Origin of the sequence: Vibrio pacinii DSM 19139 (genome assembly GCF_000711795.1) — a bacterium.
Classification (GTDB): domain Bacteria; phylum Pseudomonadota; class Gammaproteobacteria; order Enterobacterales; family Vibrionaceae; genus Vibrio; species Vibrio pacinii.
In genome coordinates, this window is sequence record NZ_JONH01000002.1 from 142,030 (window position 1) to 165,903 (window position 23,874).

The window sequence follows — 23,874 nt, forward strand, 5'->3', positions numbered from 1 at the left end:
TCCTTGTGTCTTGTGTAGGGTGGGTCAAGTAACCTCACTTGACCCGTTTTAGTTTTGTTATGTTTTACTTGTTTTTGTTGTCTACCAATACCGCCAGTAAGATAACCACTGCTTTTGCGATCATTTGGAAGTAGGAGGAAACATCGAGTAGGTTCAGGGCGTTGTTGAGGAAACCAATAATCAGTGCACCGATCAAGGTTCCCATAATGCGACCTTTACCCCCCATCAAACTGGTACCGCCAAGTACCACCGCAGCGATAGCATCAAGCTCATAGCCCATACCAGCCGTTGGTTGCGCTGAAGACAGACGTGAAGTCACAATGATGCCCGCAAGTGCCGCTAGTAAACCACAAATTGCGTAGACACCAATTTTGACACGATCCACATTGATGCCCGATAGACGCGTTGCCGATTCGTTACCGCCTAACGCATAGACGTAACGGCCAAAACGGGTGTGATTGAGTAAATACCAAACCGCAGCAAACACAATCACCATCATCCAGACAGGAACGGGAATACCTAACGCATAACCAGTACCGAACCAGGCGAACGCGTCAGCCGTGTCAGTAAAGCCTGTTGAAATAGGTCGACCATCAGTGTAGACCATAGTCACACCGCGTAGCAGGGTCATGGTCACTAACGTAGCAATGAAAGCTTGCACTTTGCCTTTGGCAATTATGATACCGCTGATGGCACCAAGAGCAGCACCGGCAATCAGCGCGGTCGGCACCGCTATCAACACTGGTACTTCAAGCCCGATCAAACTCGCGGCAAAAGCGCCACACAATGCCAGCACCGAGCCGACACTTAAATCAATACCAGCGGTTAAAATGACCAATGTCATCCCCACCGCAATGATCGCGTTGACCGATGTTTGACGCAAAATGTTGAGGATATTATCGAGCGTAAAAAAATTGGGGTTCAAAAATGAGACAACAGCAATTAACAAAAGTAACGCAATCAACGACTTTTGCTCAATTAGCCACTCTTTACTAAGCAGCTTTTTGTTGTGGGTTGGGCTTGATTTGCTCATGGTATCGATACTCATGCTGCTTCCTCGTTAATTTTTTTTCCTACGGCACAAGCAAGAAGTGTTTCTTGATCCGCGTCTTTGGCGTCAAATACACCACTGATTCGACCTTCATGCATCACCATGATGCGGTCACTCATACCTAGCACTTCAGGCATTTCCGATGAAACCAGAATAATGCTCATGCCATCGGCTTTAAATTTATTGATCAATTGATAGATTTCTTTCTTCGCTCCAACATCAACACCGCGCGTTGGCTCATCTAAAATCAACACTTTGGGTTTGGTCATCAAACCTTTCGCGATCGCAACTTTTTGTTGGTTCCCCCCCGACAAGTTACCGATGATCTGCTCACGAGTTGGCGTTTTGATATTAAACAGCTTAATGAAGTCTTCGACCGCGATCGCTTCTTGATCATGCTGAATTCGGCCACCCTTGGTCAGCTTGTCTAAAGCGCATAGCGACATGTTGTCTTTAACCGACAAGCCAAGCACCAGACCTTCACCTTTGCGGTCTTCCGAAATATAGGCGATGCCGTTGGCTAATCCATCTTGAGGAGAGATAGGGTTAATGGTTTTATTGTCGAGGTTAATCACACCTCGCTCACTTGGCAGTGCGCCGTAAATCACTTTCATCAGTTCAGTACGTCCTGCGCCCATCAAGCCAGACACACCCAAGATCTCACCACGTTTGAGAGTGAAACTCACATCATGAACACCCGACCCAGTCAGGCCAACCACTTCAAGACACGTATCGCCATGGCGCACATCAATGCGTGGGTACTGCTCATCAAGTTTACGCCCCACCATCATCTCAATCAGGCCATCTTCATCAGTGTCACTGACAAGGCATTGACCAATGAACTTGCCATCGCGCAGCACAGTGATGTCATCGCAGATTTGGAATATTTCTTTTAATCGGTGCGAGATGTAAACAATGCCACACCCCTGCGCGCGCAACTCGTGAATAACGTTAAACAAAGACTCTGTTTCAGTGTCTGTCAGTGCGTCCGTAGGCTCATCCATGATGATCACTTTTGACTTGAACGACAGCGCTTTGGCAATTTCGACCATCTGCTGTTCGCCCAAGCTCAAGTCACCTAACAGGGTTTTTGAACTGTGTTTCACGTTCAGCCTAGCGAGCAACTTATCGGCTTCTGCGTACATTTTTTGCCACTGAATCCCACCAAATGCATTGGTGAATTCACGGCCTAAGAAAATGTTCTCGGCGATGGTCAACTCGGGAATTAGGTTCAGTTCCTGATGGATAATACTGATGCCCGCTTGCTGCGAGTCACGCGGACCTTTAAACGCCGCAGGTTCACTTAGGTAGTGGATCGAGCCTGCATCTAGAGTATAAATGCCCGTCAACACTTTCATTAAGGTCGACTTACCTGCACCATTTTCGCCCATCAGCGCCATGACACGGCCTGGGTAAACATTCAGGCTCGCTTTATCTAGCGCCTTAACACCGGGAAAAGCTTTCTCAATCTCACTTAGTTGTAATATGGCTTGAGTCATAATGCTTCCTTCCTGTTGCTTCGTTTAGAAAACAACGCCAGCTTGAAATATAACGTTCGCATACGGCGTGCATTCACCGGTGCGGACAATGGCTCGGCTTTGCGCACTGCGATGTTTAAATTCGTCGTGAGAAACGTAATGAATCGCGATCTCTTTACCGATTGACTCACTCTCTAGCGCAAGTTCTCGAATCAGCGCATCGTGATGAGTCGGGCTGACCGTTTTAAACTCTTGTGCGATGATCACTCCCTCTATCTGTGACTCAGACAGAATCACTCTTACCGTTTCAAGAAATGAAGGCACCCCATGAGTTAATGCTAAGTCAATGCGCTGAACCTGTTCAGGGATCGGTAAACCTGCATCACAGATCGTGATTTCATCGGTGTGACCCAGAGTGGCCACCAAATAGGACAGCTCTGAATTTAGTAGGGTGTGTTTTTTCATCTCATCGACCTTAAAAAATAGACGTTTGTTTAACCATGAGCGCTTCAAAAAGTACTTTTTATTCGTAGGAAACAACTCATCGAAACGTTTCGATGAAATAATAATGGCTGACTCCAAATATGCGAGCGGTCAATAACAAGAATGTGAAATGGATCTTTTTACACTGATAAACTCTCTTTTACTCAGTGATCCCTATCACCAAGTGACAAATTCATCAGCAAGTAAAATAGCCATTTTTACCCCCGCCAAACAGACTTTTTATCAAATATTGGTATAGTTGAACCAAACCACTTTAGGAATACGACAATGATGAAAACGCTATGGTCACTTAGCGCACTTGTGCTACTCAGCGCATGTCAAGATGAGATCGGTACACAAGCTTGGTGCGATAAAATGGCAGATACCACCAAGAGTGAATGGAGTGCTCAGGGAGCAATGGACTATGCTAAACATTGTGTTTTGTTAGATGCGGTCGGTAGTGAGCCGTGGTGCAATAGTTTGGAAGACAAACCTAAAGGCGACTGGAGCAGTAACGAAGCAACCAGCTACGCCAAACACTGCATTTTCTGATCGCTGAGTGAATAACAAGGTCTGGCAAAATACCAGACCTTGTTAGCTATGTGAGCTATCGCGACGGTTAGACGCGCTCTTCAAGTGAAATATTGTTGTTCGCCCACAGCAAGGCTTGCAAACGATTTTTCGCGTTAATTTTCTTGAAGATATTGTGGAGGTGGGTTTTGACGGTGTTTTCACTGACAAACAATTCATCAGCAATTTCAATGTTAGACGCACCATGGCCTAACAAACGCATAATTTCCTTCTCGCGCTTAGTGAGGTTGGCATAGGCTTTCGACGTCGTCACTGTATTTGCGCAGCGGAAATGTTCGATATAATCTTGGGCAACCTTGCGTGACAGCCACATCTCGTCTTGCATGACTTTTTCCATGCCCTTAAGCAGCAGAGGCAATTCATCATCGAGATAAAACACCCCAACCAAATTGCGCCACTTAAACAACTCACTTGATGGTGCGTCAGCTGGGCAATTAAACACGATCTCCTTAACCGAAGATTGGCTTTGCCCTTTGGCGAAGTTGTAACTCTCAAACTTGCTCTCATCAAGATAGTGATAATCAATAAGCACTAAGTCGCCTAACACTGAGTCTCCTGATACGCTATTTTGCAGCGAATCTGCTGTCACGATACTCACATGTAAATTAAGCCCTTTTTCCAATGAATCTTTTAATAATTTAGATTGCATACTCACATCAGAAATGAGTGTGACTTTGTAGATGTCATTGCTAGCCATAACGTTAACCCTGCGAAAAGAAACTTCGGGTTAAACCTATCGTTTAGTGAGGAATAGTCAACAGGTTGATTAGCGCTTTTCGTAGCAAATTAGCGAAAACATAGATAAATTTCATGAATTTAAGCTGTTATTCTCATTTGTAAGAAGAGTGATAAATTACATACTAACGTGTAAACGATAGCGAAAACGCTGGTACGCAATAAGCACTAGCACCACCAGCGTCGACGTAGGTAGAGAGCCACCACCGCCACCAGATTGAGCAACCGACGATTGAGCGCCACCAGTATCATTATTGATCAGTACGCGTGTACCATCACGCACCTCTACATAAGCTTTAGGCGTTTCTAAGCCGTTGACAACACGCAATATCCAGCTTTGGTAATCATACACATCGGTAAACACCGAGGTGACATTTATACTGCTGTCTCCACAGGTGGCGGGGCCAAAACTGGTGATACCGATTTGGATGTATTGCCCCCCGCTATACCAATAGACAGGGCCCCCCGAATCTCCACTGCAGGTCGCATTTTTGTAGGTGCTACCTAGTGCTCCGTCAAAACAGAGTTGGCTTGATGAAATCTGACTGCCAAACACACTTTGACAAGTGGCAGTGTCAACGTAAGTAAGAGAGGTTTGCAGCAGTTGTGTGCCACCCTCTACGCCTTCCTCAGTGTAGCCATGTCCAACGGCTTTATAATCATCGTTGGTCGCGAAAGAATTATTCACCGTGGTGTTAATGAGGTAAGAGTAATTCGAAATGACCAGAGGCGTTTCTAGTTTGATGATGGCGATATCGTTTGGCCACCGCTCTAGCTCAGAATTAACATAATTGTCTGGGTAGTAAAAAGCCTGCGCTTTGGCTTGCTGATTGGAGAGGAAGTTGCTTTCGTCTTCGAGCTGAGGCGCTACCACCGTATAGAGCATGAGATTATTGTCATTATAAATGCAGTGCGCGGCCGTCAATACATATTGCGAATTAATCATAGTCGCACCGCAGTAGGCTGATGTGCTATAGCTATTACCATTGCGATAAAAAAGACTGGCAAAGGAGGGATAATTAGAGATGTTCGCCGTCGAGCCATTAACGATGTAGGGCTTGATATCAACGGCATTCGCGCCAAATGATAATAAGCATAACAACATCAGAGATACTAACCTACTCATACCAACATCCTAATGACAAGTTCCATTTTAAGTTTAGTTTACGTGGCGCAATAATAGATAGTTCAAATTACTGTCGTGATAAACTAACCATTGATTATTTATTCTTTTACAAAAAAAACCTCTCAAATTAGAGAGGTTTACTATTTATATACCGTTTCGCCGCTGCTGACTAGCCACGATAATAGCGCTGTGGCACAAATGGCATTTTCTCAACCGTCATCGGTAGCTTTTTACCACGTACATCAGCAAAAAGCTCGGTCCCAATGGCGGCTAAATCGGCGCGAACATATGCCATGGACACGGGTTTGCCCGCATTTGGACCTGCAGTACCACTGGTGACAACGCCGATTTTGTTATCTTGTGCGTCAAACAGCTCTGTACCTTCACGGACTGGTGCTTTGGTTTGACCAACTAGGCCAACGCGCTTACGTGATACATCCTTAGTTTCAATTTGGTTAAGAATGATATCAGCGCCAGGGAAGCCAGCTTCGCGCTCACCACCAATGCGGCGTACTTTTTGAATACCCCATAGTAGGCTCGCCTCGACAGGCGTGGTGGTTGTGTCTAAGTCATGACCATACAGGCACAAGCCACATTCCAGACGCAATGAATCGCGTGCGCCCAAACCAATCCACTCGACTTCTTGTTCTGCCGTGAGTTGTTGCGCTAACTGTTCAGCGTGTGTGTTCGGCACTGAAATTTCATAACCATCTTCACCCGTGTAACCGCTGCGGCTGATAATACACTCCACACCCAGTAGCTCGAGCTTTTTAACATCCATAAACACCATGTCTGCGACATCAGCATTAAAACGCTTAAGCACGTCCACCGCTTTCGGTCCTTGCAGAGCAAGCAGGGCGCGATCATCAATGATCTCAAGTTCAACACCTGCTGGAAGGTGTGCTTCTAGGTGCTGGATATCTTGGTCTTTACAAGCGGCGTTCACAACCACAAACAGATGGTCACCTAAGTTGGCCACCATAAGGTCATCCATAATGCCGCCTTGCTCATTGGTAAAGAAGGCATAACGCTGATTTCCATTTGGCAGATCGATAATGTCGACAGGAACTAGAGACTCAAGAAACGCGGCCGCGCCGGCACCGTGTAGACGTAACTGCCCCATATGTGACACATCAAATAGGCCAGCGGCATCACGAGTATGCAAGTGCTCTTTCTTGACACCCAACTTATATTGAACAGGCATATCGTAGCCTGCGAAAGGAACCATCTTCGCACCGGCTTCAATGTGCAATGCATGCAAAGGGGTTTTAAGTAGTTCTTGAGTCATTGTTGTCTCCGTTTAATCAGGTTCGTTTTCCATGCAAGGAAACCTTGTTTCCAATAATAAACACGAGTGGAGATAATTTGCACGATCAACGCGTTGAGAAGCATTCAAAATGTGATGTTTAACATCATATTCACATTCATCACAGACAAAAATAAGCGCCGCCTTGGCTTCAATTCAACCAAGACGGCGCTATTTTACTGATTTAAGTTACAAAAGCAAACGGTTGCTTCCACTATCGGAAATCAACGAATCCGATGATTATTTAGCCGTCACCCACAGAATATGGGCATCTTTCTCACTGGTTGAAACCAACATATGACCCATATTCGCGTCATAATAAACGCTGTCACCTTGGTTCATTTCAACCGGTTCATAGAACTCTGAGTAGAACATAACCGAGCCAGATAGGATCAACAAAAACTCTTCACCGTCATGACGAACCCAATCACTGTACTCTTCAAAATTGCGGGCATGCACTTGGCTTTTGAACGGCATCATTTTTTTATTTGAAAGCTGTGTCGCCAACAGTTCATGTTCATACGTTGGCGTCGGATGCGGCTTTCCTTGGTCTGACTTAGTAATATCCCTGCGCCCTGTCGCCACTTTTTTTCTTGGTGGTTCAAAGAGTTGTGGCATATCTATCTGCAGACCCATCGCAAGTTTCTGCATTGCTTGAAACGTTGGGGAAATTTGTTCGTTTTCGATTTTGCTTAACGTTGAGCGAGCGAGTCCGGTACGCTGACTGGCCTCTTCAAGGGTGATCCCTAACTTGCTACGAATCTCTTTTATACGTGGCCCTAGTTTCAGTGGCTCGATATTTTCATCAATAGACTCTTTTGCCAGAGTCAATGACGGGTACTCGTCATAGATATCTTCGGGCATGCTTCCCTCTTAAATATGTAGCTACATCCTGTGTGATTTTCATTGTGCACCAAGCGCATAGTAGAGGAAAGGTACGAACAACAAATAAACCGTGCTCTCGCTAACAAAAATAGAAACCTTGTTTCCAATAGGAAATTTTTTATTGATTGTTGTTACGACAACCGCTATGTTACCAACTTGTTAGTTGTAGAGATGCGATTTCCGACGCCAAACGTTGGGTATTTTAACGATTGGAATCGGCTTTCCCCACCATTTTGGGGTACAGAAATTCACCCTGCTCTTACGTAGATAAGAACAGTAATAAACGCAGAGCCGACGAGAATCACTAAAGCACATAATAAGCTCGCCGGCACGAATGGAAGGTCATCTACCATGAACAAACCGTTTCAAAATCACAGTCTAGAGAATTTTTTCTCTACTAACCTTGCTGCTACAGACGACGCTGTTTTCGCCGGAATTCAGGCCGAGTTCACTCGTCAGAACGAACAAATCGAGCTTATCGCTTCAGAGAACATTGTCTCTAAAGCGGTAATGCAAGCCCAAGGCACTTGCCTAACCAACAAGTATGCAGAAGGTTACCCTGGCCGTCGTTATTACGGAGGTTGTGAACACGTTGATACGGTTGAAGCGATCGCCATTGAGCGCGCTAAGCGATTATTTAAGTGTGAATACGCAAATGTTCAATCTCATTCTGGCGCGCAAGCCAATGGTGCGGTGAAACTGGCACTACTACAACCGGGCGATACCATCTTGGGAATGTCGCTTGATGCAGGTGGCCATTTAACTCACGGTGCACGCCCTGCCCTATCGGGTAAATGGTTTAATGCCATTCAATATGGTGTTGATCGCGAAACACTAGAAATCAACTACGATGACGTGCGCGCTCTGGCTTTAGAACACAAGCCGAAAATGATCATTGCAGGCGGCAGTGCGATCCCTCGTATTATTGATTTTGCTAAGTTTCGCGCCATTGCCGACGAAGTCGATGCCATCTTAATGGTCGATATGGCGCACATCGCAGGTTTGATTGCCACCGGTGCGCACCCAAGCCCACTGCCACACGCACACGTTGTTACTACAACAACACACAAAACGTTGCGTGGCCCTCGTGGCGGCATGATCCTGACTAACCACGAAGACATCATCAAGAAAATTAATTCCGCCGTGTTCCCTGGTCTGCAAGGTGGCCCACTAATGCACGTTATCGCCGCTAAAGCCGTTGCCTTTGGCGAAGCGCTTGGCCCTGAATTTTCAACTTATATTGATTCAGTGATCAACAACGCAAAAGTTCTCGCTGAAGTATTGCAAACTCGCGGTTGTGACATTGTGACTGGCGGAACAGATACGCACCTAATGTTGGTTGACCTTCGCCCTAAGGGCTTGAAAGGTAATCAGACCGAAGAAGCATTAGAGCGTGCAGGGATCACATGTAACAAAAACGGCATCCCGTTCGATTCAGAGAAACCTATGATTACATCAGGCATCCGTTTAGGGTCGCCTGCGGGAACAAGCCGCGGCTTTGGCGCTGAAGAATTCAAACTTATCGGTAATTGGATTGGCGACGTTCTGGATGGGTTAGTTGAAAACCCTGAAGGCAACGAAGCTGTCGAGCAACGCGTTCGCAAAGAAGTGAAACTATTGTGTGCTCGCTTCCCTCTTTACCAATAAACAATTTAATCAAAGTTATTTTTGGAGAATAAGCAATGGACAACACACTGAAGTTTGCAGATAGCCACGAGTGGGTACGTGACAACGGTGACGGTACGGTAACGATCGGTATTTCAGAACATGCACAAGAGATGCTTGGTGACGTCGTTTTCGTTGACCTTCCAGAAGTTGAAAGCGAGATAGAAGCCGGTGATAGCTTCTCACTGGTTGAGTCTGTTAAAGCCGCTTCAGATATCTACGCACCTATTACTGGTGAAATTGTAGAGATCAACGAAGAACTAGAAGATAGCCCAGAGCTTATTAACGAAGAACCTTATGAAGGCGGCTGGATTGTTAAAGTGAAGATGGCTGACCCATCTGAACTCGACAATCTAAAAGACGCAGAAGAGTACCTAAGCTCAATCGAAGACGAGTAATTAGGAACAATCGGAAAGCTGCCCCCCACTTTGGGTGGCAGCTTTTTTTCTAAGTTCGGACGTATAACCAGAGATATCAGTAACGATAGCCATAAGCCGAACACGGAGTAGGTAAAGGACAATGACTGAATTACTTCAAAGCCTCAGCACACAAAATGAGTTTGTTGCTCGCCACAACGGACCAAACCAATCTGATCAACAGAAAATGTTGGCCGCCATCCAGGCGACAAGCCTCGATGCCCTAATTGACGAAACGGTTCCGGCGCAAATTCGCCTTGAACAACCCATGACGCTTGCCGAAGCAAAGAGCGAAGCGGACATGTTGGTTGCGATGAAACAGTTCGCCAACCAAAACCAAGTTAAGCGTACTTTCATTGGTCAAGGTTATTACAACACCTTCACACCTAATGTCATTTTGCGCAATGTACTAGAAAATCCAGGTTGGTACACCGCGTACACGCCTTACCAACCGGAAATTTCACAAGGCCGCTTAGAGTCACTGCTTAATTTCCAACAAATGGTGATGGACTTAACGGCAATGGATATTGCCAATGCATCACTGCTTGATGAAGCAACGGCCGCTGCCGAAGCGATGACACTCTGTAAACGTGCAGGTAAGAGCAAGAGCAAGGTGTTCTTCGTTGCTGATGATGTGCACGCACAAACCATCGAAGTGGTCAAAACTCGCGCAAAATACATTGGCTTTGACGTTGTCGTTGGCTCACTAGACTCGCTACCAGAGCAAGATGCCTTTGGTGCTTTAGTCCAATACCCAGGTACAACGGGTGAAGTTCGTGATCTAACCGACCTCATTGCCCAAGCGCAAGCCAACAAAACACTGGTTACTGTTGCAACAGATTTACTGGCCTCAGCACTGCTTAAGCCAGCCGGTGAAATGGGCGCCGATGTGGTGATTGGCTCAGCACAACGCTTTGGTGTACCGATGGGCTACGGTGGCCCACACGCCGCCTTTATGGCAACGCGTGATAAGCATAAACGTACTATGCCTGGTCGTGTGATTGGTGTTTCGATTGACTCGCATGGCAACCAAGCACTCCGTATGGCGATGCAAACCCGTGAGCAGCACATCCGCCGCGAAAAAGCGACGTCGAATATCTGTACTGCGCAGGCGCTACTGGCCAATATGGCTTCATTCTACGCGGTCTACCACGGCGCAGAAGGCCTACGTACGATTGCTCGTCGTACCCATCATATGACGGCGATCCTAGCAGCAGGTCTGACTAAGTCAGGCTTTGAGCTGGCGCACAACAGCTTCTTTGATACCATCACGATAAACTCGGCTGACCAAACTGAAGCGCTATACGCCAAAGCACAAGCGGCGGACCTTAACCTTCGCAAGCTTGATGGCAAATTAGGGGTAAGTTTTGACGAAACAACCACGACTGACGACATCAAGGCACTATTTGCCGTCTTTGGCGTGAAGCAAGACGTCTCTGCACTCTCTTCAGAAATCGCTGCCAACGAATTTGCCGCGATTCCAGAGTCACTACGCCGCACGTCGAAATACCTGACGCACCCTGTGTTCAATACGCACCACAGCGAAACGCAAATGATGCGTTACCTTAAGCAGCTTGAGAATAAAGATTTCTCACTGACACACGGTATGATCCCACTAGGCAGCTGTACCATGAAGCTTAACGCTGCTGCTGAAATGATCCCTGTGACTTGGCCAGAATTTGGCTCTATTCACCCGTTTGCTCCAGCAGATCAAGCCGCAGGTTACGCAGCACTTGCCAAAGATCTTAAAGAGAAGCTGTGTGAAATCACAGGCTACGATGCATTCTCATTGCAACCAAACTCGGGCGCATCAGGCGAGTACGCAGGTCTTATCGCCATTCAACGCTATCATGAAAGCCGTGGTGAAGGTCATCGTAACGTCTGTTTGATCCCAAGCTCAGCGCACGGTACTAACCCTGCAACGGCGTCTATGGTGTCAATGAAAGTCGTCGTGGTGAAATGTGATGACGAAGGCAACATCGACATCAACGATCTGGCAGCGAAAATTGAAAAGCACGCTGAAAACCTTTCTAGCATCATGATCACTTACCCTTCGACACACGGTGTATATGAAGAGCAAGTCAAAGAAGTGTGTGAAATGGTTCACGCCGCTGGCGGCCAAGTTTACCTTGACGGTGCCAACATGAACGCTCAGGTTGGTTTGACATCGCCTGGCTTTATTGGCTCTGACGTATCGCACCTTAACTTGCACAAGACTTTCTGTATCCCGCACGGCGGCGGCGGCCCTGGCATGGGACCTATCGGTGTTAAATCTCACCTAGCGCCATTCCTACCAGGACACATCGAGAACGGTGTTGAAGGCGAAGCGTTTGCCGTTGCTGCAGCCGACCTTGGCAGTGCATCAATTTTGCCTATCTCGTGGGCTTATATTGCCATGATGGGTGAAGCTGGCCTGACAGACGCAACCAAAGTGGCGATTCTTAACGCCAACTACGTGATGGAGCGTCTGCGTCCGCACTATCCGGTTCTTTACCGTGGTAAAAACGGCCGCGTCGCGCACGAATGTATTATTGATATTCGTCCGCTAAAAGAAGAGACCGGGATCAGTGAGGAAGATATCGCTAAGCGCTTGATGGATTACGGTTTCCACGCGCCAACCATGTCGTTCCCAGTTGCGGGTACTCTAATGGTTGAACCGACAGAGTCAGAAGATCTTGAAGAGCTAGACCGCTTCTGTGAGGCGATGATCGCGATTCGTGATGAGATGCGCAAAGTCAAAGAGGGTGAATGGCCACTGGACAACAATCCATTAGTCAAAGCACCGCACACTCAAGTGGATCTTGCAAAAGAGGAATGGGATCGCCCATATTCTCGCGAGACTGGCTGCTTCCCATCGGTTGCAACTAAATCTTGGAAGTACTGGCCAACGGTTAACCGCGTCGATAACGTCTACGGCGACCGCAACCTGATCTGTTCGTGCCCAAGTATCGATAACTACGAAGAGTAATTATCACTTTGTGCCCAAATATTGGGGCAACGTAATAAAAATAGACAAACTCCGGTTTGTCTATTTTTTTCTCCCTAATCAAGGCCAATGGTTCATCTTAAGACCTACGTCAGCTCAAATTCTCTACAACGACTGCCCGACATTATTGCTCAATCACCAAACATCTCGCCACCTTACTAACGGAATATTAGCGAGGAGAAGCCTTCGCTAAAAACCTGATTTATAAATCAACAATGCCATACCATTTCATTTTTAGTTTACACTGAATAAGGCAGGGTGAATGACACCGCAGGGAATGAAATCAAGGTGAATACACAATCAACTCAAACAAAAACAATTCGAAAAACGTTGATCATCGGCGCTTTGACGATTGTTTCGCTACTCGTCATATTCTTCTATACCGATCGAGCTTTGGTTCAAACGAAGAATAAACTTGTCGAATTCCAAAACGATATTTTAGCGGCATCCAACTCGATGTTAATGATGCGCCGCCACGAGAAAGATTTTATTGCGAGGGTTGATAAAGAATACCTTGAGGAGATGGAACAAGCCTATCAGCATATTTTAAGTCAGTTTGAGCGCATAAATGCCAACATCGCGAGTTCTGGTATCGAGTCGGATTATGACGGTCAGCAAGCGTTGAATTATCTAGATAGCTATGTCCAACGTTTTTACCAGTTAGCGGATGTGGTACTACTTATATACGGAACCACTGATAACAAAGGTTTGATCGACAACCTCAAGAACAAAACATTGGCTTTTGAGCGAATTCTCATTGACGAAGAGTCAAAACAACTCAACGTTATGGTGCTTTCTGCACAAGATCTGATGTATCAGTTTTTCTCTGATTTTAACCCAAGTGTATTAGCGAAAATTGAACGTAGTTTAGAGCAGATGCAGTTGCAGATTATCAATGATGGTGCAAACGTTGAGCTATCTCGTCATTTCCAAGAGTTTCGGCTCGCCTTTTATGCCCTGCGTGGCGCTTATGAACAGTTTGGCTATTCACACAACCAAGGTCAGCTAGGAGAGCTAAGGACGACCATTCATCAGTTGGAGGAGACTTTAAATACGCTTTTCAATGTTTTGCCTGTCCACGTTAACAACCAAGTCGCGATGTATGAAAATTATCGTTTCCTCGCATTGATTCTGCTCGTCGCATCCATTCTGCTGATATTGTTTTATGTCACTCGCCAAACCTCAAGACTGGAACAACAGCTGATTGATGCCCGTGAGCATGAGCAAAAAGCCAATCAAGCTAAAAGTGCCTTTTTGACAAATATGTCTCATGAGATCCGCACACCACTTAATGGCATTATAGGCATGACTGAGATTCTCAGAGACTCACGGTTAAGTGCAATACAAAAAGATTACCTAGCAACAATCAACGCCTCTTCGCAAACCTTGTTGATGCTGATTAATGACATCTTGGACCTATCAAAAATAGAGTCCGGTCATATAGAGATTTGCCTTCATACCACCGCGATCAAAGAAACTATTTTCGACACCGCAGCCCTTATCGCTCCAAAAGCTCAGCAGAAGTCGTTAGATATACACATAGATCTTGACCCAAAACTACCTGACTATATCAAGGCGGATGAGCAAAAACTTCGCCAAACGCTGATGAATCTGGCTTCAAATGCAATCAAATTTACGGAGATAGGATGTATCACCTTTTCGCTTCAACTTACTAGCCAGACCGACAGTACAGTGACTATCAGCTTTTCAGTTAAAGATACTGGCATTGGCATCGATGAAACGAAGCAGCAGCAAGTGTTTGAAGAGTTCAAACAAGAGCACGTGACCACATCAAAAGACTACGGTGGTACCGGTTTAGGCCTCTCTATCTGTTCAAAGATGGTAGCCATGATGGGGGGTAAAGTTGAGCTGATATCGGTAAAGGGACTCGGCAGCGAATTCAGGTTTGAACTTGAATTTGAGAAAGATAGCCATCAAATGAGCAATGACATACACGTCGCAACTTGTTACTTCTCAGACAGCCCGAACCCCCTTCTGGAGTCTGACCTGACTCGTTACAGCATCGAAACCATGACGCTGGCGAATGGCAAAATTGAAACGACCGTTATCCCTGAAGATACGGTGGTATTATTTGACGATCATACTCAGTACCAAGCACTGAAACGTAAATTTTCTCAACAGGACTTGGTTTTTATTTGTGATAACAGGCATCTCGTTGATACAAACGATCTCGAGGTTTCTGCTTTCCTCACGAGTCCTCTATTTGGTCAACGACTTTTGAAGACACTTCGTGACTTGCGTAATGTCGAGGCTTCGCAGCCAAGAGCTACCACGAAGAGCCAAAGTGCCTTCAAGGTATTAGTGGTTGACGATAACAGAGTGAACCAGCAAGTTGTAACTCTTAACCTTCAAAAACAGTCAATTGATTTCGTCATCGCTAACAATGGCCAAGAGGCCGTCGAGATATTCGAGCAGGACCATGAGAATATTGGTCTTATACTGATGGATTGTGTAATGCCAGTGTTAGATGGGTTTGAAGCAACCAAAGCAATTAGGGCGTTCGAGCAACAGCAAGATCTCAAACGAACCCCCATTATTGCTCTCACTGCTGCAGTGCTCGATGATGATATTCAAAATTGCTACAAGAGTGGGATGGATGACTATATTCCTAAGCCATTCAAACGAGAAGTATTAATGGAGAAGCTGGCTATATTACGTCATTAGATGCAATGAGTACCATGATTGTTGTCGTCACCCACCAGTAATGGACAGGCACATTGATGAACAGGGTTAAACTCTATGGCTAACCACTTACCTATCATTAGAAACCGACATCTGGACAAGAATTTATCCACACCATCAACACTTTATGTTTGGTAGCTCTTGCCAGCGGGTTGTGTACTGAGGCGACGACATTTCACGCCGCATTGCCCATTTTTGAGATATACCTTGCGCCGCTAGGAAGATAGCATCACTCCCAAACCTATTATTTAGCATGTCATATACATTGATTAGTTTAGGGTTATTCGGGGTGAGGTTGAATAAATCGGGCTGTTCATACTGCCCATCAACTAAGTCAATCAGCCCAACGCCAATCTTATAAAACCTCACATCCTGCTGAAATAACTGCTCTGCCAGCCGAGAAGCCACTTGAGTTATGTGAGTAACATCGGCAGTAGGATAAGCAAAGCGATGAACGGCTCTACGCGCAACGGGAGTCGTGTCAAATGGCGAGCTATTCGCGAAACAGAGCATAACCCGACAAAGTGACTTTTGCTTACGCGCCTTAAGGGAAGCAATATTGGCGTGTTTGCACAACGCCTGTTGTAACGACTCAAGTTCGATAATTCTCTGCCCCGCACTGCGAGTAGAGAAAATCTGTTTTTTATCCGCCCTGACCGTATCCCAACCTTTACACTTTTGCCCATTAAGTTCGCGTACCGTACGCTCAACTTCTACGTTAAACTCTCTTCTGATCAGAGCAGGTGGATAATTGGCAAGCTTGAGTGCGGTATCAATGCCCATCATGACCAAGCGATGAGTCAGTTTTCGGCCAATGCCCCATACGTCTGCGACATGCAGTTGTTCTAAAACAGCCTTACGCTCTCGTTCACTATCTAGCACACACACACCATTGTAGCCCTGTATCTTTTTCGCAGCATGATTAGCCACTTTGGCCAGTGTCAATGTCTCCCCAAACCCAACACATACGGGTAAACGACACTCACGCCACACGGCTCGCCTTAATTTTATTCCGTGTTCTTTGAAACAACGAATGGCTGGATAGCTGCGTTCAAGCGAGAGAAAAGACTCATCGATACTGTATATGTGTTGCTCTGGTGCAAATCGGCCAATCACCTGCATCATTTTTGCTGATAAGTCAGCGTACAGCTCATAGTTAGATGAGAGAGCAATAACCCCTTGCTGTTCACAAAGTGCCTTAACTTGAAAATAGGGTTTAAACTTCTCAACGCCAGCCTCTTGAGCTTGTCTGTTGGCGGCCACGACACAACCGTCATTATTGGACAAGACGATGATGGGTTTTCCACGCCAATCGGGGCGGAAAACTTGCTCAGCGCTGCAGTAAAACGAGTTAGCATCAACCAGAGCAAACATTAGCTTGTTCTCAATAATTGACTGACTCGGTGGCAACGAATAGAGCGAGTGACGATCCCTTCAAGGGAGAACTGGTCAAATTCATCGATGGGTACAGGTTGATATCGCTCATTGGCAGAGAGGAGTAAACGGCGTTTTACATCGATCTGTTTACAAATAAACTCTCCATTGAGGTTCGCCACTATGATGTCGTGATCTTGTACATTTAACGAGCGGTCGACGATGAGTAAATCTTTATCAAAAATACCGACACCTTGCATCGAATCACCGCACGCATAGCCAAGAAAGGTAGCACAAGGGTGTTCAATCAGTATCTGGTCTAGATCTAATGCTAGCTGAGTATATTCCTCAGCAGGGCTTTCGAAGCCAGTTATACCAGCATGGGCAAAAATAGGGATGACTTTCATATAGTGATACACTGTGTTTATATACAGTGTATTGTATTTCAGATTCACCATTTTGCAACCGCACAATGCAGATAGATGTCGGTATAACCATTTCCTCCAATCAAACAATCGTTGGTCACAATCGTTGAAATGTTGGTGTATATAGCCTGCTGATGCGCCACAAGCGGTCACATTTAACAACACGTACTCCATCCAATTTGTCGACGAATTTCATTCATGGCTTTTATGGAGTGCTACATGATCCTCATTACATCGGAAATAACGCCTCTTCAATTGTCACTTGGATAGGCCAAGTTAGGCCGAAAATCAGTGTGTCACCGGATTAATCTAACAAAACTCCAATGCAAAAGTTTGCATAAAAAATAATTGATACTATCGTAATTTATGGTGCAAACGACAACGATGAGGATAATAAGTATGAAACATTATATTGGATTAACGTTAGTTGGTGCATTGGTACTGGCTGGGTGCCAGTCTACATCAATGACCACCGAAGAATCGGCACTGGTTAAAAACGTTTGTAGAGTCGGCGATGATGCTGATGATAAGTCAAGTAGCTGGGATGCATATAAACAGTCGATAATGGATTGTGGTGGCTTCGAGATTTTCACTGAAGACATGATTGAAGGTAAGACAGTTACCCGAACAAACAAGAAAGGCAAAACAAGGGTCTACACATTCAATCAAGATGGCAGTGGGATGTTTGTAGGTAGCAAGGGAGACGAAGCTATATCGTGGCTCATTACTCAAGATGGGTATTTAGATATTACGTTTGACAATGATGGCTGGACAGTAACTTGGGCTCTGTTAGCAGAAGCAGGACAGTATTGGGCGGTTAAAATTTATGATCGTGATGCCAATGACACTGAGCAGTACTTATGGAGTTCTAGTCTGAAAGTAGAGCCAACACTCATGGATAAAGACCAAAGCTGATAGTCAATCAGCTTTATTGGCTAACCATCAAAAAATCGCCAGTGCTTATACTCAATTTTTGTCCAACACTGAGCTAACTACGAAAGCTAGCTCAGTGTTGGGAGTTTCTGAGTTAACGATTTTGTTGCGGATAATCTCAAGTATTGCGATCGTACTTTTACAGACTGAATTACCACCAGTTTAGTCTCAATCTTTATTACTCCCCTACGCCTACTTATTAAGCAGCTTTCTATCTATAGCTCGCGGCCAACTAGTTAGATTTATGCGGCTTTTAGATTTACCCTATCGCTAAATACCGTTATGGTGAATTCGTCACCCTTTCAAATTCAAAAAAGGATGTTGTTCCATCATGAACAGTACAATAGAAACCATTCTCGGCCATTGCTCCATTCGTAAGTTCAGTCCTGAGCCGATTGAGTATGAACAGTTACAAACCATCATTCAGGCTGGCTTGGCGGCTTCTTCTTCTAGTATGTTGCAGGTTGTGTCGATTATCCGGGTAACGGACAACGAAAAGCGTAAACAATTGGCACAGTACGCTGGTAATCAAGCGTATGTGGAAAGTGCGGCAGAGTTCTTGGTATTTTGTATCGATTATCAACGCCACGCGACCATTAAACCTGATGTGCAAGTGGATTTCACAGAGTTGACACTTATCGGTGCGGTGGATTCTGGCATCATGGCTCAAAACTGCTTGTTAGCAGCAGAATCGATGGGGTTAGGTGGCGTCTATATTGGCGGTCTAAGAAACAATGCCGCGCAGGTGGATGAACTACTCGGATTACCTAATCACACCGCGATTCTGTTTGGCATGTGCCTAGGCCACCCAGACCAAAACCCAGAGGTGAAACCGCGACTTCCAGCCAATGTTATTGTGCATGAAAACCAGTATCAAGCGCTCAACCTTGAGGCTATTCAAGCCTACGATCAAGCCATGCAAGACTACTACGCAAGCCGCTCTAGCAATCAAAAGCAAAGTACATGGTCACAAGAAGTCACAAGTAAGCTCGCTGGAGAATCTCGCCCTCATATTCTGCCCTACTTGAACAGCAAAGGGCTGACAAAACGATAGCATAACGGCTTGCAAAAAGGCCTCAATGAGGCCTTCAATAGCAACGAGATTTTTAGAGCACAAACCTCAAATCGCCTGAGCTGATTACTTTACAATCACTTCTTTATCATCTTTGCTAAATCAGCAAATGGATTGTATGTCGCCCCTTGGTGTTCGTCTTCACCAGGCTTGATTTCACTACCATAGCGTTCATGTTCTAGGTATTTACTATGCTCATTATCGTGGCAATAGAGACATAACAATTCCCAGTTGCTACCATCTTCGGGGTTATTTGTGTGGTCATGATCTTTGTGGTGAACGGTTAATTCGCGCAGATTTGAATATACAAACTCTCTAGCACACCTTCCGCATACCCAAGGATATAGTTTTAGTGCTTTCTCTCTATAACCAGATTCTTTACGTGCGTAATTAGCACTGGTTCCGTAATGGTCTGATGACATGTTTGTACCCTAAGTAGTAGTTAAGCTCAGATGCTAGCACGAGCACAAATTGGAAAAAAGTGACCAATGTTAAGACTCACGTTATTGTTCGCGATCAGCCATTGAGCTTGAAATCTAGACCAACAAACTAAGTGCATATTCTGTGATTAGAAAATTGGTCAACTCATGACAAAAGAAGCGCCCTAAAACTTGCTCTGGCACACAAAGGAGAAATCTGAGTTAATCACTTGGTGATCACAAACAAACTGCTGACGCGAAAACTCATAATTGGACAATTTCGAGTTAGACCTTTCGAACATTCTAATTTTTCGGATTACATCTAGTATTGAAACCATGTGGCCAGCCTACATGTAGTTGGCCAACTTCACTCATCCAATACAGGTTATATTCCATTATCAAAGTGTCCGGTTTGATTAAAGCAGTTTATGTCTACTAGGGGTGAACTGGCTAGTCAGCAGATCGGAGGAACCGTGTTAGTAAGTTCAGAAAAATCATCGGCACAGCATTAGGAGGGTGTCCAATATTGTGGTAGCCACACGACATTAATCAACTAGTATACTTTTGGTAACCTTTAACCGCCCTCCCTCATATACCCGCGCCAAACAAAAAATAAAACATAATCAAACAATAACTTAGTATGATTTCAACAGTTCTTCGGGGTGGTTACTAAAAGTTAACTAATTGCACTAAAAATGTAGGTAACCATAATAAACCGCAAGACAGCGAAATCATTGTTCGCTTTGTAAAACAGTCAAATATTGAAGGGTTAATATCATGAGTAACGTTCTAATCATTAATGCACACGAACCATCTCCATTTTCTGAAGGCAAACTCAATGCGGCTTTAGTTGATAAAGCGCGTACCCGGTTGGAATCAAAGGACCACGAAGTTCGCGTAGTGACAATGCAAGATGACATCGTAGTTGACGAGCAACTAGCGAACTTTGAGTGGGCAGACCGAGTGATCCTTCAGTCACCTGTCAACTGGATGACCATCCCATGGTCTTTCAAGAAATACATGGATGATGTCTTCACAGCTGGGATGGGTGGTGCGCTATGTGCCTTTGATGGCAGAACCCCGGAAGAGCCAAAGAAAAATTATGGAACAGGCGGCACTCGTACCAATACAAAATACATGCTGTCTTTCACATTCAATGCACCAGAAGAGTCATTTAATGATGATAGCGAATACCTGTTCCAAGGTCGTAGTGTGGATGACTTGATGTTCCACATGCACGCAAACTTCCGCTTCTTTGGTATGTCTGCACTGCCAACCTTTGCTTGCTACGACGTTATGAAAAACGGTGACATCGAAAGTGATTTCGCTCGCTTTGAAGCGCACCTAGACGCACACTTCTAAGGAGTTAGTCATGAGCACTGAATTTACTTACTACAATGCAGAAACGGCCCAAGAAGCGTCTAAAGCACTAGTAACTCAGTCAATAAAAGGCTTCGGTATGCTGCCAAACCTGCACGCGGTTCTTGCTGAAGCCCCGGCAACCTACGAAGCATACAACTCGGTCTTTGACCTGTTCATGAAAAACACAACGTTCAGTCCATTGGAGCAACAAGTGGTCTTTATGACCGCTAACTTTGAAAATAACTGTCACTACTGTATTCCTGGTCATACATGGATGATGAAGGCGGACAAAATGCCAGATGAGGTGATTGAAGCATTACGTGAAGGTACCGCCATCCCTGATGCGAAGCTGCAAATACTGCATGATTTTACCAAAGCACTGCTTGATAACCGTGGCCATATCGGTGATGAAAAACTGCAAGCATTCCTAGACGCTGGTTTTACCAAACGTCAAGCGCTGGAAGTGCTGACTGGCTTGTCTGCTAAGCTTATCTCAAACTACACTAATGCACTGGCACATACTGAAACCGATGCGTCATTCCAGAAGTTTGCGTGGACGCATCCTAGCGAGCGTTAAACTCAGTCAAGAACAAGCAAACACAACTTAAAGCACTGTTTGCCGCGTGAGCACAGTGCTTTGAGTAGGGGCCCCATATGAATAATACAATTAAGCTCGATATTATTAGTGATGTTGTCTGCCCATGGTGCATCATCGGATACAACCATTTAACCGAGTCGATCAAACAACTCGGCATTGAAGATCGCATCGAGATCGAGTGGCAGCCTTTTGAATTGAACCCGGATATGCCTGCTGAAGGTGAAAACCTTCGAGATCACGTTGCTCGTAAATATGGCAGTACCGCAGAGGAAAGTAACAACGCGCGCATTCGTATCGCCAGCATTGGCGCTGAACATGGCTTCAAGTTTAACTACTTTGATGACATGAAGATGGTGAATACGTTTGACGCACACCTTTTGCTCGATTACGCCAAAATCTTGGGCAAGCAGACTGAGCTAAAGATACGTTTATTTACCGCATTTTTCAGTGAACAGAAAGACGTCTCTGACCGTGAGATTCTAAAGCAAGAGCTCATCTCTGTAGGCCTAGACCCTGAAGAAGGAATGCGCTGGCTAGATGATGTGCAGCGACGAAGCTCAATTCGTAGCACAGAGCAGCAGTGGCAAAATATGGGCGTATCGAGTGTGCCAACGGTGATTTTCAACAGAGAACATGCTGTTTCTGGTGCACATCCAGTGGAAGGTTACAAACAGATCTTAACTGAGTTAATGGCTCAGACGAATCAAAGCTAAGTTACTAAAAGTATACTATTTGCAACTTGTTTTTTAGTGTCTTATCTTTTTTCTAATTAGTTGTGACTTCAATCCTAGGAGCTGAGATGACATACTCACAAAAACTCAAAGCGGGTGACGCTTTTCCTACATTAGAGGCAACAAAGCTGGATGGAACGAAAGTCAAGCTAGGCCAATCTATAGGTGATGCAACATGGCAAGCGGTGTTTGTCTATCGTGGTAAACATTGTCCACTTTGCACCAAATACCTCCATGAAATAGAGACGTATAAACAAGCCTTTAATGAGGCGGGCGTCGATATTCTGGCTGTCTCTGCTGACTCGAAACAACAATTGGAGCAACACCTAGAAAAGCTCGATGTCAGTTTTCCAATCGCCTATGGTCTTACTGAGCAACAAATGAAGACTCTAGGGCTTTATATATCGCTACCACGCTCCGAAGCCGAAACCGACCATAACTTTGCAGAACCGGGGTTGTTTGTCGTCAATGAACACGGCAACTTACACGTGGTTGATCTATCCAATAACCCGTTTGTCAGACCAGAGCTTGGAGCACTGACCCGAGGTTTAGCATGGATTCGTAACCCAGAGAACCACTACCCCATCCGTGGCACTCTAGACTACTGAACCTCCAGTTCTAAAGACAACAAGGTAACCGTGTTGGTTGCCTTGTTTCGTTACAGATAGGTATTGATCAATGTTGCTCACGCTATTTAAGCTGCACGTTGTTGTTTTCAGACCATTTTCTCAACTCATCGAGAATTGTTAACGCACTGTGTCCAAACTCGGTGAGTTCATAACTGACTGCCAGTGGTTTTTCATTAAGTACACGACGTATTACCATGTTTTCACTTTCTAGTTCTTTTAGACGCTGGTCGACCATCTTCTTACTTGCACCGCCCAACATTCTTGAAAGGTCATTGAATCTCACTGGACCATCTTTCAGGTGGTAGATAATTGAGCCCTTCCATTTTGAACCTAAAATCCTCATACCTTTTTCTATCGCACAAGGCTCGTTACAGGCATCAACAACGCTCTTGCGCCCTTTTTGGTCAACTTCAACTTTTGCTTTCATACAGCCTCGCCAATTAGGAAACTAGGTCGCTTCGGTTTCACTTAGTGTCTGAACCACAGCTATTTGATTTACTTTCTATGTCATAGTAGCACTACATATCAGTTGGATTGAATTTACCGAAGACGGTCACTGTGCGTGGTCACTGCACGAGCTGAACCTACCGCTTTATCCATCAGATAAGATCACGCTTACCTTCTGAGAAAGGCGATGACTTGCAGTCATTGCTGATAAGTATGTTACTCATAGTTAATTACACAGCAAAAATAGATTACATACACAAGTGACCTCTGCGCCATTAAGACTTTGCGGTATATATTAGTTACCTGAAGGTCGATTGCAATTAGTATACTTTTTGTAACCTAGTTAAAATAAACTGAATCAACTAACGTGAAAGTCTACATAAATAGGTTGTACTATTAGTTTTTCTTCAGCCAATTCGACTAACTTTTCTCGACACAATGCATGGCTATAACTCATTT

22 protein-coding genes are annotated in these 23,874 nt (G+C 45.1%); 11 read left to right on the forward strand and 11 right to left on the reverse strand.

All coding sequences use genetic code 11. The annotated features are described in order from the left end of the window. Window positions 1–64 precede the first annotated feature (64 nt). From rbsC to rbsD, 3 genes are read right to left on the reverse strand one after another with little or no spacing between them, the layout of a single operon-like run. Window positions 65–1,048 (reverse strand): ribose ABC transporter permease, encoded by a 984-nt coding sequence (rbsC, locus tag BS19_RS02855; RefSeq protein ID WP_038173216.1) that lies wholly within the window; start codon window positions 1,046–1,048, stop codon window positions 65–67. Next, complete coding sequence (rbsA, locus tag BS19_RS02860) at window positions 1,045–2,550, reverse strand: ribose ABC transporter ATP-binding protein RbsA (RefSeq protein ID WP_038173217.1); 1,506 nt, start codon at window positions 2,548–2,550, stop codon at window positions 1,045–1,047. The genes rbsC and rbsA overlap by 4 nt, the downstream gene beginning before the upstream one ends. A gap of 24 nt (window positions 2,551–2,574) precedes the next feature. Beyond that, window positions 2,575–2,994 carry a D-ribose pyranase gene (gene rbsD, locus BS19_RS02865; RefSeq protein ID WP_038173564.1) on the reverse strand — a complete coding sequence of 140 codons (420 nt, stop codon included), beginning with the start codon at window positions 2,992–2,994 and terminating at the stop codon, window positions 2,575–2,577. A 306-nt stretch (window positions 2,995–3,300) separates the two neighbouring features. On the opposite strand from rbsD, the gene BS19_RS02870 reads away from it, so the two are divergent. After that, window positions 3,301–3,564 (forward strand): DUF3012 domain-containing protein, encoded by a 264-nt coding sequence (locus BS19_RS02870; protein ID WP_038173218.1) that lies wholly within the window; start codon window positions 3,301–3,303, stop codon window positions 3,562–3,564. 67 nt (window positions 3,565–3,631) lie between these two features. Here the strand turns inward: BS19_RS02870 and BS19_RS02875 are convergent, their stop codons facing one another. The 4 genes from BS19_RS02875 to BS19_RS02890 form a co-directional block, all read right to left on the reverse strand. Beyond that, window positions 3,632–4,300 (reverse strand): LuxR C-terminal-related transcriptional regulator, encoded by a 669-nt coding sequence (locus tag BS19_RS02875; RefSeq protein ID WP_038173219.1) that lies wholly within the window; start codon window positions 4,298–4,300, stop codon window positions 3,632–3,634. 156 nt (window positions 4,301–4,456) lie between these two features. Next, window positions 4,457–5,464: a S1 family peptidase gene (locus tag BS19_RS02880; RefSeq protein WP_038173220.1), complete on the reverse strand. Its 1,008-nt coding sequence runs from the start codon at window positions 5,462–5,464 to the stop codon at window positions 4,457–4,459. 169 nt (window positions 5,465–5,633) lie between these two features. Then, window positions 5,634–6,752, reverse strand: coding sequence for a glycine cleavage system aminomethyltransferase GcvT (gene gcvT, locus BS19_RS02885; protein ID WP_038173221.1), 1,119 nt, complete (start codon window positions 6,750–6,752; stop codon window positions 5,634–5,636). A gap of 258 nt (window positions 6,753–7,010) precedes the next feature. Further along, the gene (locus BS19_RS02890) at window positions 7,011–7,634 is read right to left on the reverse strand and encodes a helix-turn-helix domain-containing protein (RefSeq protein ID WP_038173222.1); all 624 of its coding nucleotides are present in this window, start codon (window positions 7,632–7,634) and stop codon (window positions 7,011–7,013) included. Between the two features lie 372 nt (window positions 7,635–8,006). Here BS19_RS02890 and BS19_RS02895 point away from each other — a divergent pair, with 372 nt between their 5' ends. From BS19_RS02895 to BS19_RS02910, 4 genes are all read left to right on the forward strand, one after another. Then, window positions 8,007–9,302 carry a serine hydroxymethyltransferase gene (locus BS19_RS02895; RefSeq protein ID WP_038173223.1) on the forward strand — a complete coding sequence of 432 codons (1,296 nt, stop codon included), beginning with the start codon at window positions 8,007–8,009 and terminating at the stop codon, window positions 9,300–9,302. A 35-nt stretch (window positions 9,303–9,337) separates the two neighbouring features. After that, window positions 9,338–9,718 carry a glycine cleavage system protein GcvH gene (gene gcvH / locus BS19_RS02900; protein WP_038173225.1) on the forward strand — a complete coding sequence of 127 codons (381 nt, stop codon included), beginning with the start codon at window positions 9,338–9,340 and terminating at the stop codon, window positions 9,716–9,718. Between the two features lie 121 nt (window positions 9,719–9,839). After that, complete coding sequence (gene gcvP / locus BS19_RS02905; protein WP_038173226.1) at window positions 9,840–12,704, forward strand: aminomethyl-transferring glycine dehydrogenase; 2,865 nt, start codon at window positions 9,840–9,842, stop codon at window positions 12,702–12,704. Between the two features lie 306 nt (window positions 12,705–13,010). Next, complete coding sequence (locus tag BS19_RS02910) at window positions 13,011–15,407, forward strand: ATP-binding protein (protein ID WP_051686479.1); 2,397 nt, start codon at window positions 13,011–13,013, stop codon at window positions 15,405–15,407. A 135-nt stretch (window positions 15,408–15,542) separates the two neighbouring features. Here BS19_RS02910 and BS19_RS02915 read toward each other — a convergent pair whose 3' ends face one another. Beyond that, window positions 15,543–16,799, reverse strand: a complete 1,257-nt coding sequence (locus BS19_RS02915) for a Y-family DNA polymerase (protein WP_038173227.1) — start codon at window positions 16,797–16,799, stop codon at window positions 15,543–15,545. Further along, entirely contained in the window at window positions 16,799–17,206 is a 408-nt protein-coding gene (locus tag BS19_RS02920; protein ID WP_038173228.1) for a LexA family protein, read from the reverse strand. Before BS19_RS02920 ends, BS19_RS02915 begins: the two co-directional genes overlap by 1 nt. Window positions 17,207–17,623: 417 nt before the next feature. Here BS19_RS02920 and BS19_RS02925 point away from each other — a divergent pair, with 417 nt between their 5' ends. Together BS19_RS02925 and nfsA are read left to right on the forward strand one after the other, a co-directional pair. Then, the gene (locus BS19_RS02925; protein ID WP_038173229.1) at window positions 17,624–18,139 is read left to right on the forward strand and encodes a hypothetical protein; all 516 of its coding nucleotides are present in this window, start codon (window positions 17,624–17,626) and stop codon (window positions 18,137–18,139) included. A gap of 349 nt (window positions 18,140–18,488) precedes the next feature. Continuing rightward, on the forward strand, window positions 18,489–19,211 hold the full coding sequence (gene nfsA / locus BS19_RS02930; protein WP_038173230.1) for an oxygen-insensitive NADPH nitroreductase: 723 nt from the start codon (window positions 18,489–18,491) through the stop codon (window positions 19,209–19,211). Window positions 19,212–19,306: 95 nt separating this feature from the next. Here nfsA and BS19_RS02935 read toward each other — a convergent pair whose 3' ends face one another. Continuing rightward, window positions 19,307–19,651: a YajD family HNH nuclease gene (locus BS19_RS02935; RefSeq protein ID WP_038173231.1), complete on the reverse strand. Its 345-nt coding sequence runs from the start codon at window positions 19,649–19,651 to the stop codon at window positions 19,307–19,309. Between the two features lie 774 nt (window positions 19,652–20,425). Between BS19_RS02935 and BS19_RS02940 the strand changes: the two genes are divergently transcribed. From BS19_RS02940 to BS19_RS02955, 4 genes are all read left to right on the forward strand, one after another. Then, window positions 20,426–21,010, forward strand: a complete 585-nt coding sequence (locus tag BS19_RS02940; RefSeq protein ID WP_038173232.1) for an NAD(P)H-dependent oxidoreductase — start codon at window positions 20,426–20,428, stop codon at window positions 21,008–21,010. Window positions 21,011–21,020: 10 nt separating this feature from the next. After that, entirely contained in the window at window positions 21,021–21,587 is a 567-nt protein-coding gene (locus BS19_RS02945) for a carboxymuconolactone decarboxylase family protein (RefSeq protein ID WP_038173233.1), read from the forward strand. Window positions 21,588–21,664: 77 nt separating this feature from the next. Further along, on the forward strand, window positions 21,665–22,321 hold the full coding sequence (locus BS19_RS02950; RefSeq protein WP_038173234.1) for a DsbA family oxidoreductase: 657 nt from the start codon (window positions 21,665–21,667) through the stop codon (window positions 22,319–22,321). Window positions 22,322–22,407: 86 nt separating this feature from the next. Next, the gene (locus BS19_RS02955; protein WP_038173235.1) at window positions 22,408–22,947 is read left to right on the forward strand and encodes a redoxin domain-containing protein; all 540 of its coding nucleotides are present in this window, start codon (window positions 22,408–22,410) and stop codon (window positions 22,945–22,947) included. A gap of 82 nt (window positions 22,948–23,029) precedes the next feature. Here BS19_RS02955 and BS19_RS02960 read toward each other — a convergent pair whose 3' ends face one another. Further along, window positions 23,030–23,395, reverse strand: a complete 366-nt coding sequence (locus tag BS19_RS02960; RefSeq protein WP_038173236.1) for a winged helix-turn-helix transcriptional regulator — start codon at window positions 23,393–23,395, stop codon at window positions 23,030–23,032. Between the last annotated feature and the right edge of the window lie 479 nt (window positions 23,396–23,874).

Excerpts from the sequence above, each read along its gene's own strand:
- BS19_RS02890 (WP_038173222.1), bottom strand. The coding sequence starts at position 7,634 with ATGCCCGAAGATATCTATGACGAGTACCCGTCATTGACTCTGGCAAAA.
- rbsD (WP_038173564.1), bottom strand. The coding sequence starts at position 2,994 with ATGAAAAAACACACCCTACTAAATTCAGAGCTGTCCTATTTGGTGGCC.
- BS19_RS02955 (WP_038173235.1), top strand. The coding sequence starts at position 22,408 with ATGACATACTCACAAAAACTCAAAGCGGGTGACGCTTTTCCTACATTA.
- BS19_RS02920 (WP_038173228.1), bottom strand. The coding sequence starts at position 17,206 with ATGAAAGTCATCCCTATTTTTGCCCATGCTGGTATAACTGGCTTCGAA.
- BS19_RS02895 (WP_038173223.1), top strand. The coding sequence starts at position 8,007 with ATGAACAAACCGTTTCAAAATCACAGTCTAGAGAATTTTTTCTCTACT.
- BS19_RS02960 (WP_038173236.1), bottom strand. The coding sequence starts at position 23,395 with ATGAAAGCAAAAGTTGAAGTTGACCAAAAAGGGCGCAAGAGCGTTGTT.
- BS19_RS02940 (WP_038173232.1), top strand. The coding sequence starts at position 20,426 with ATGAGTAACGTTCTAATCATTAATGCACACGAACCATCTCCATTTTCT.
- BS19_RS02915 (WP_038173227.1), bottom strand. The coding sequence starts at position 16,799 with ATGTTTGCTCTGGTTGATGCTAACTCGTTTTACTGCAGCGCTGAGCAA.
- BS19_RS02875 (WP_038173219.1), bottom strand. The coding sequence starts at position 4,300 with ATGGCTAGCAATGACATCTACAAAGTCACACTCATTTCTGATGTGAGT.
- gcvT (WP_038173221.1), bottom strand. The coding sequence starts at position 6,752 with ATGACTCAAGAACTACTTAAAACCCCTTTGCATGCATTGCACATTGAA.
- rbsC (WP_038173216.1), bottom strand. The coding sequence starts at position 1,048 with ATGAGTATCGATACCATGAGCAAATCAAGCCCAACCCACAACAAAAAG.
- BS19_RS02950 (WP_038173234.1), top strand. The coding sequence starts at position 21,665 with ATGAATAATACAATTAAGCTCGATATTATTAGTGATGTTGTCTGCCCA.
- BS19_RS02925 (WP_038173229.1), top strand. The coding sequence starts at position 17,624 with ATGAAACATTATATTGGATTAACGTTAGTTGGTGCATTGGTACTGGCT.
- BS19_RS02870 (WP_038173218.1), top strand. The coding sequence starts at position 3,301 with ATGATGAAAACGCTATGGTCACTTAGCGCACTTGTGCTACTCAGCGCA.
- BS19_RS02945 (WP_038173233.1), top strand. The coding sequence starts at position 21,021 with ATGAGCACTGAATTTACTTACTACAATGCAGAAACGGCCCAAGAAGCG.
- gcvP (WP_038173226.1), top strand. The coding sequence starts at position 9,840 with ATGACTGAATTACTTCAAAGCCTCAGCACACAAAATGAGTTTGTTGCT.
- gcvH (WP_038173225.1), top strand. The coding sequence starts at position 9,338 with ATGGACAACACACTGAAGTTTGCAGATAGCCACGAGTGGGTACGTGAC.
- rbsA (WP_038173217.1), bottom strand. The coding sequence starts at position 2,550 with ATGACTCAAGCCATATTACAACTAAGTGAGATTGAGAAAGCTTTTCCC.
- nfsA (WP_038173230.1), top strand. The coding sequence starts at position 18,489 with ATGAACAGTACAATAGAAACCATTCTCGGCCATTGCTCCATTCGTAAG.
- BS19_RS02935 (WP_038173231.1), bottom strand. The coding sequence starts at position 19,651 with ATGTCATCAGACCATTACGGAACCAGTGCTAATTACGCACGTAAAGAA.
- BS19_RS02880 (WP_038173220.1), bottom strand. The coding sequence starts at position 5,464 with ATGAGTAGGTTAGTATCTCTGATGTTGTTATGCTTATTATCATTTGGC.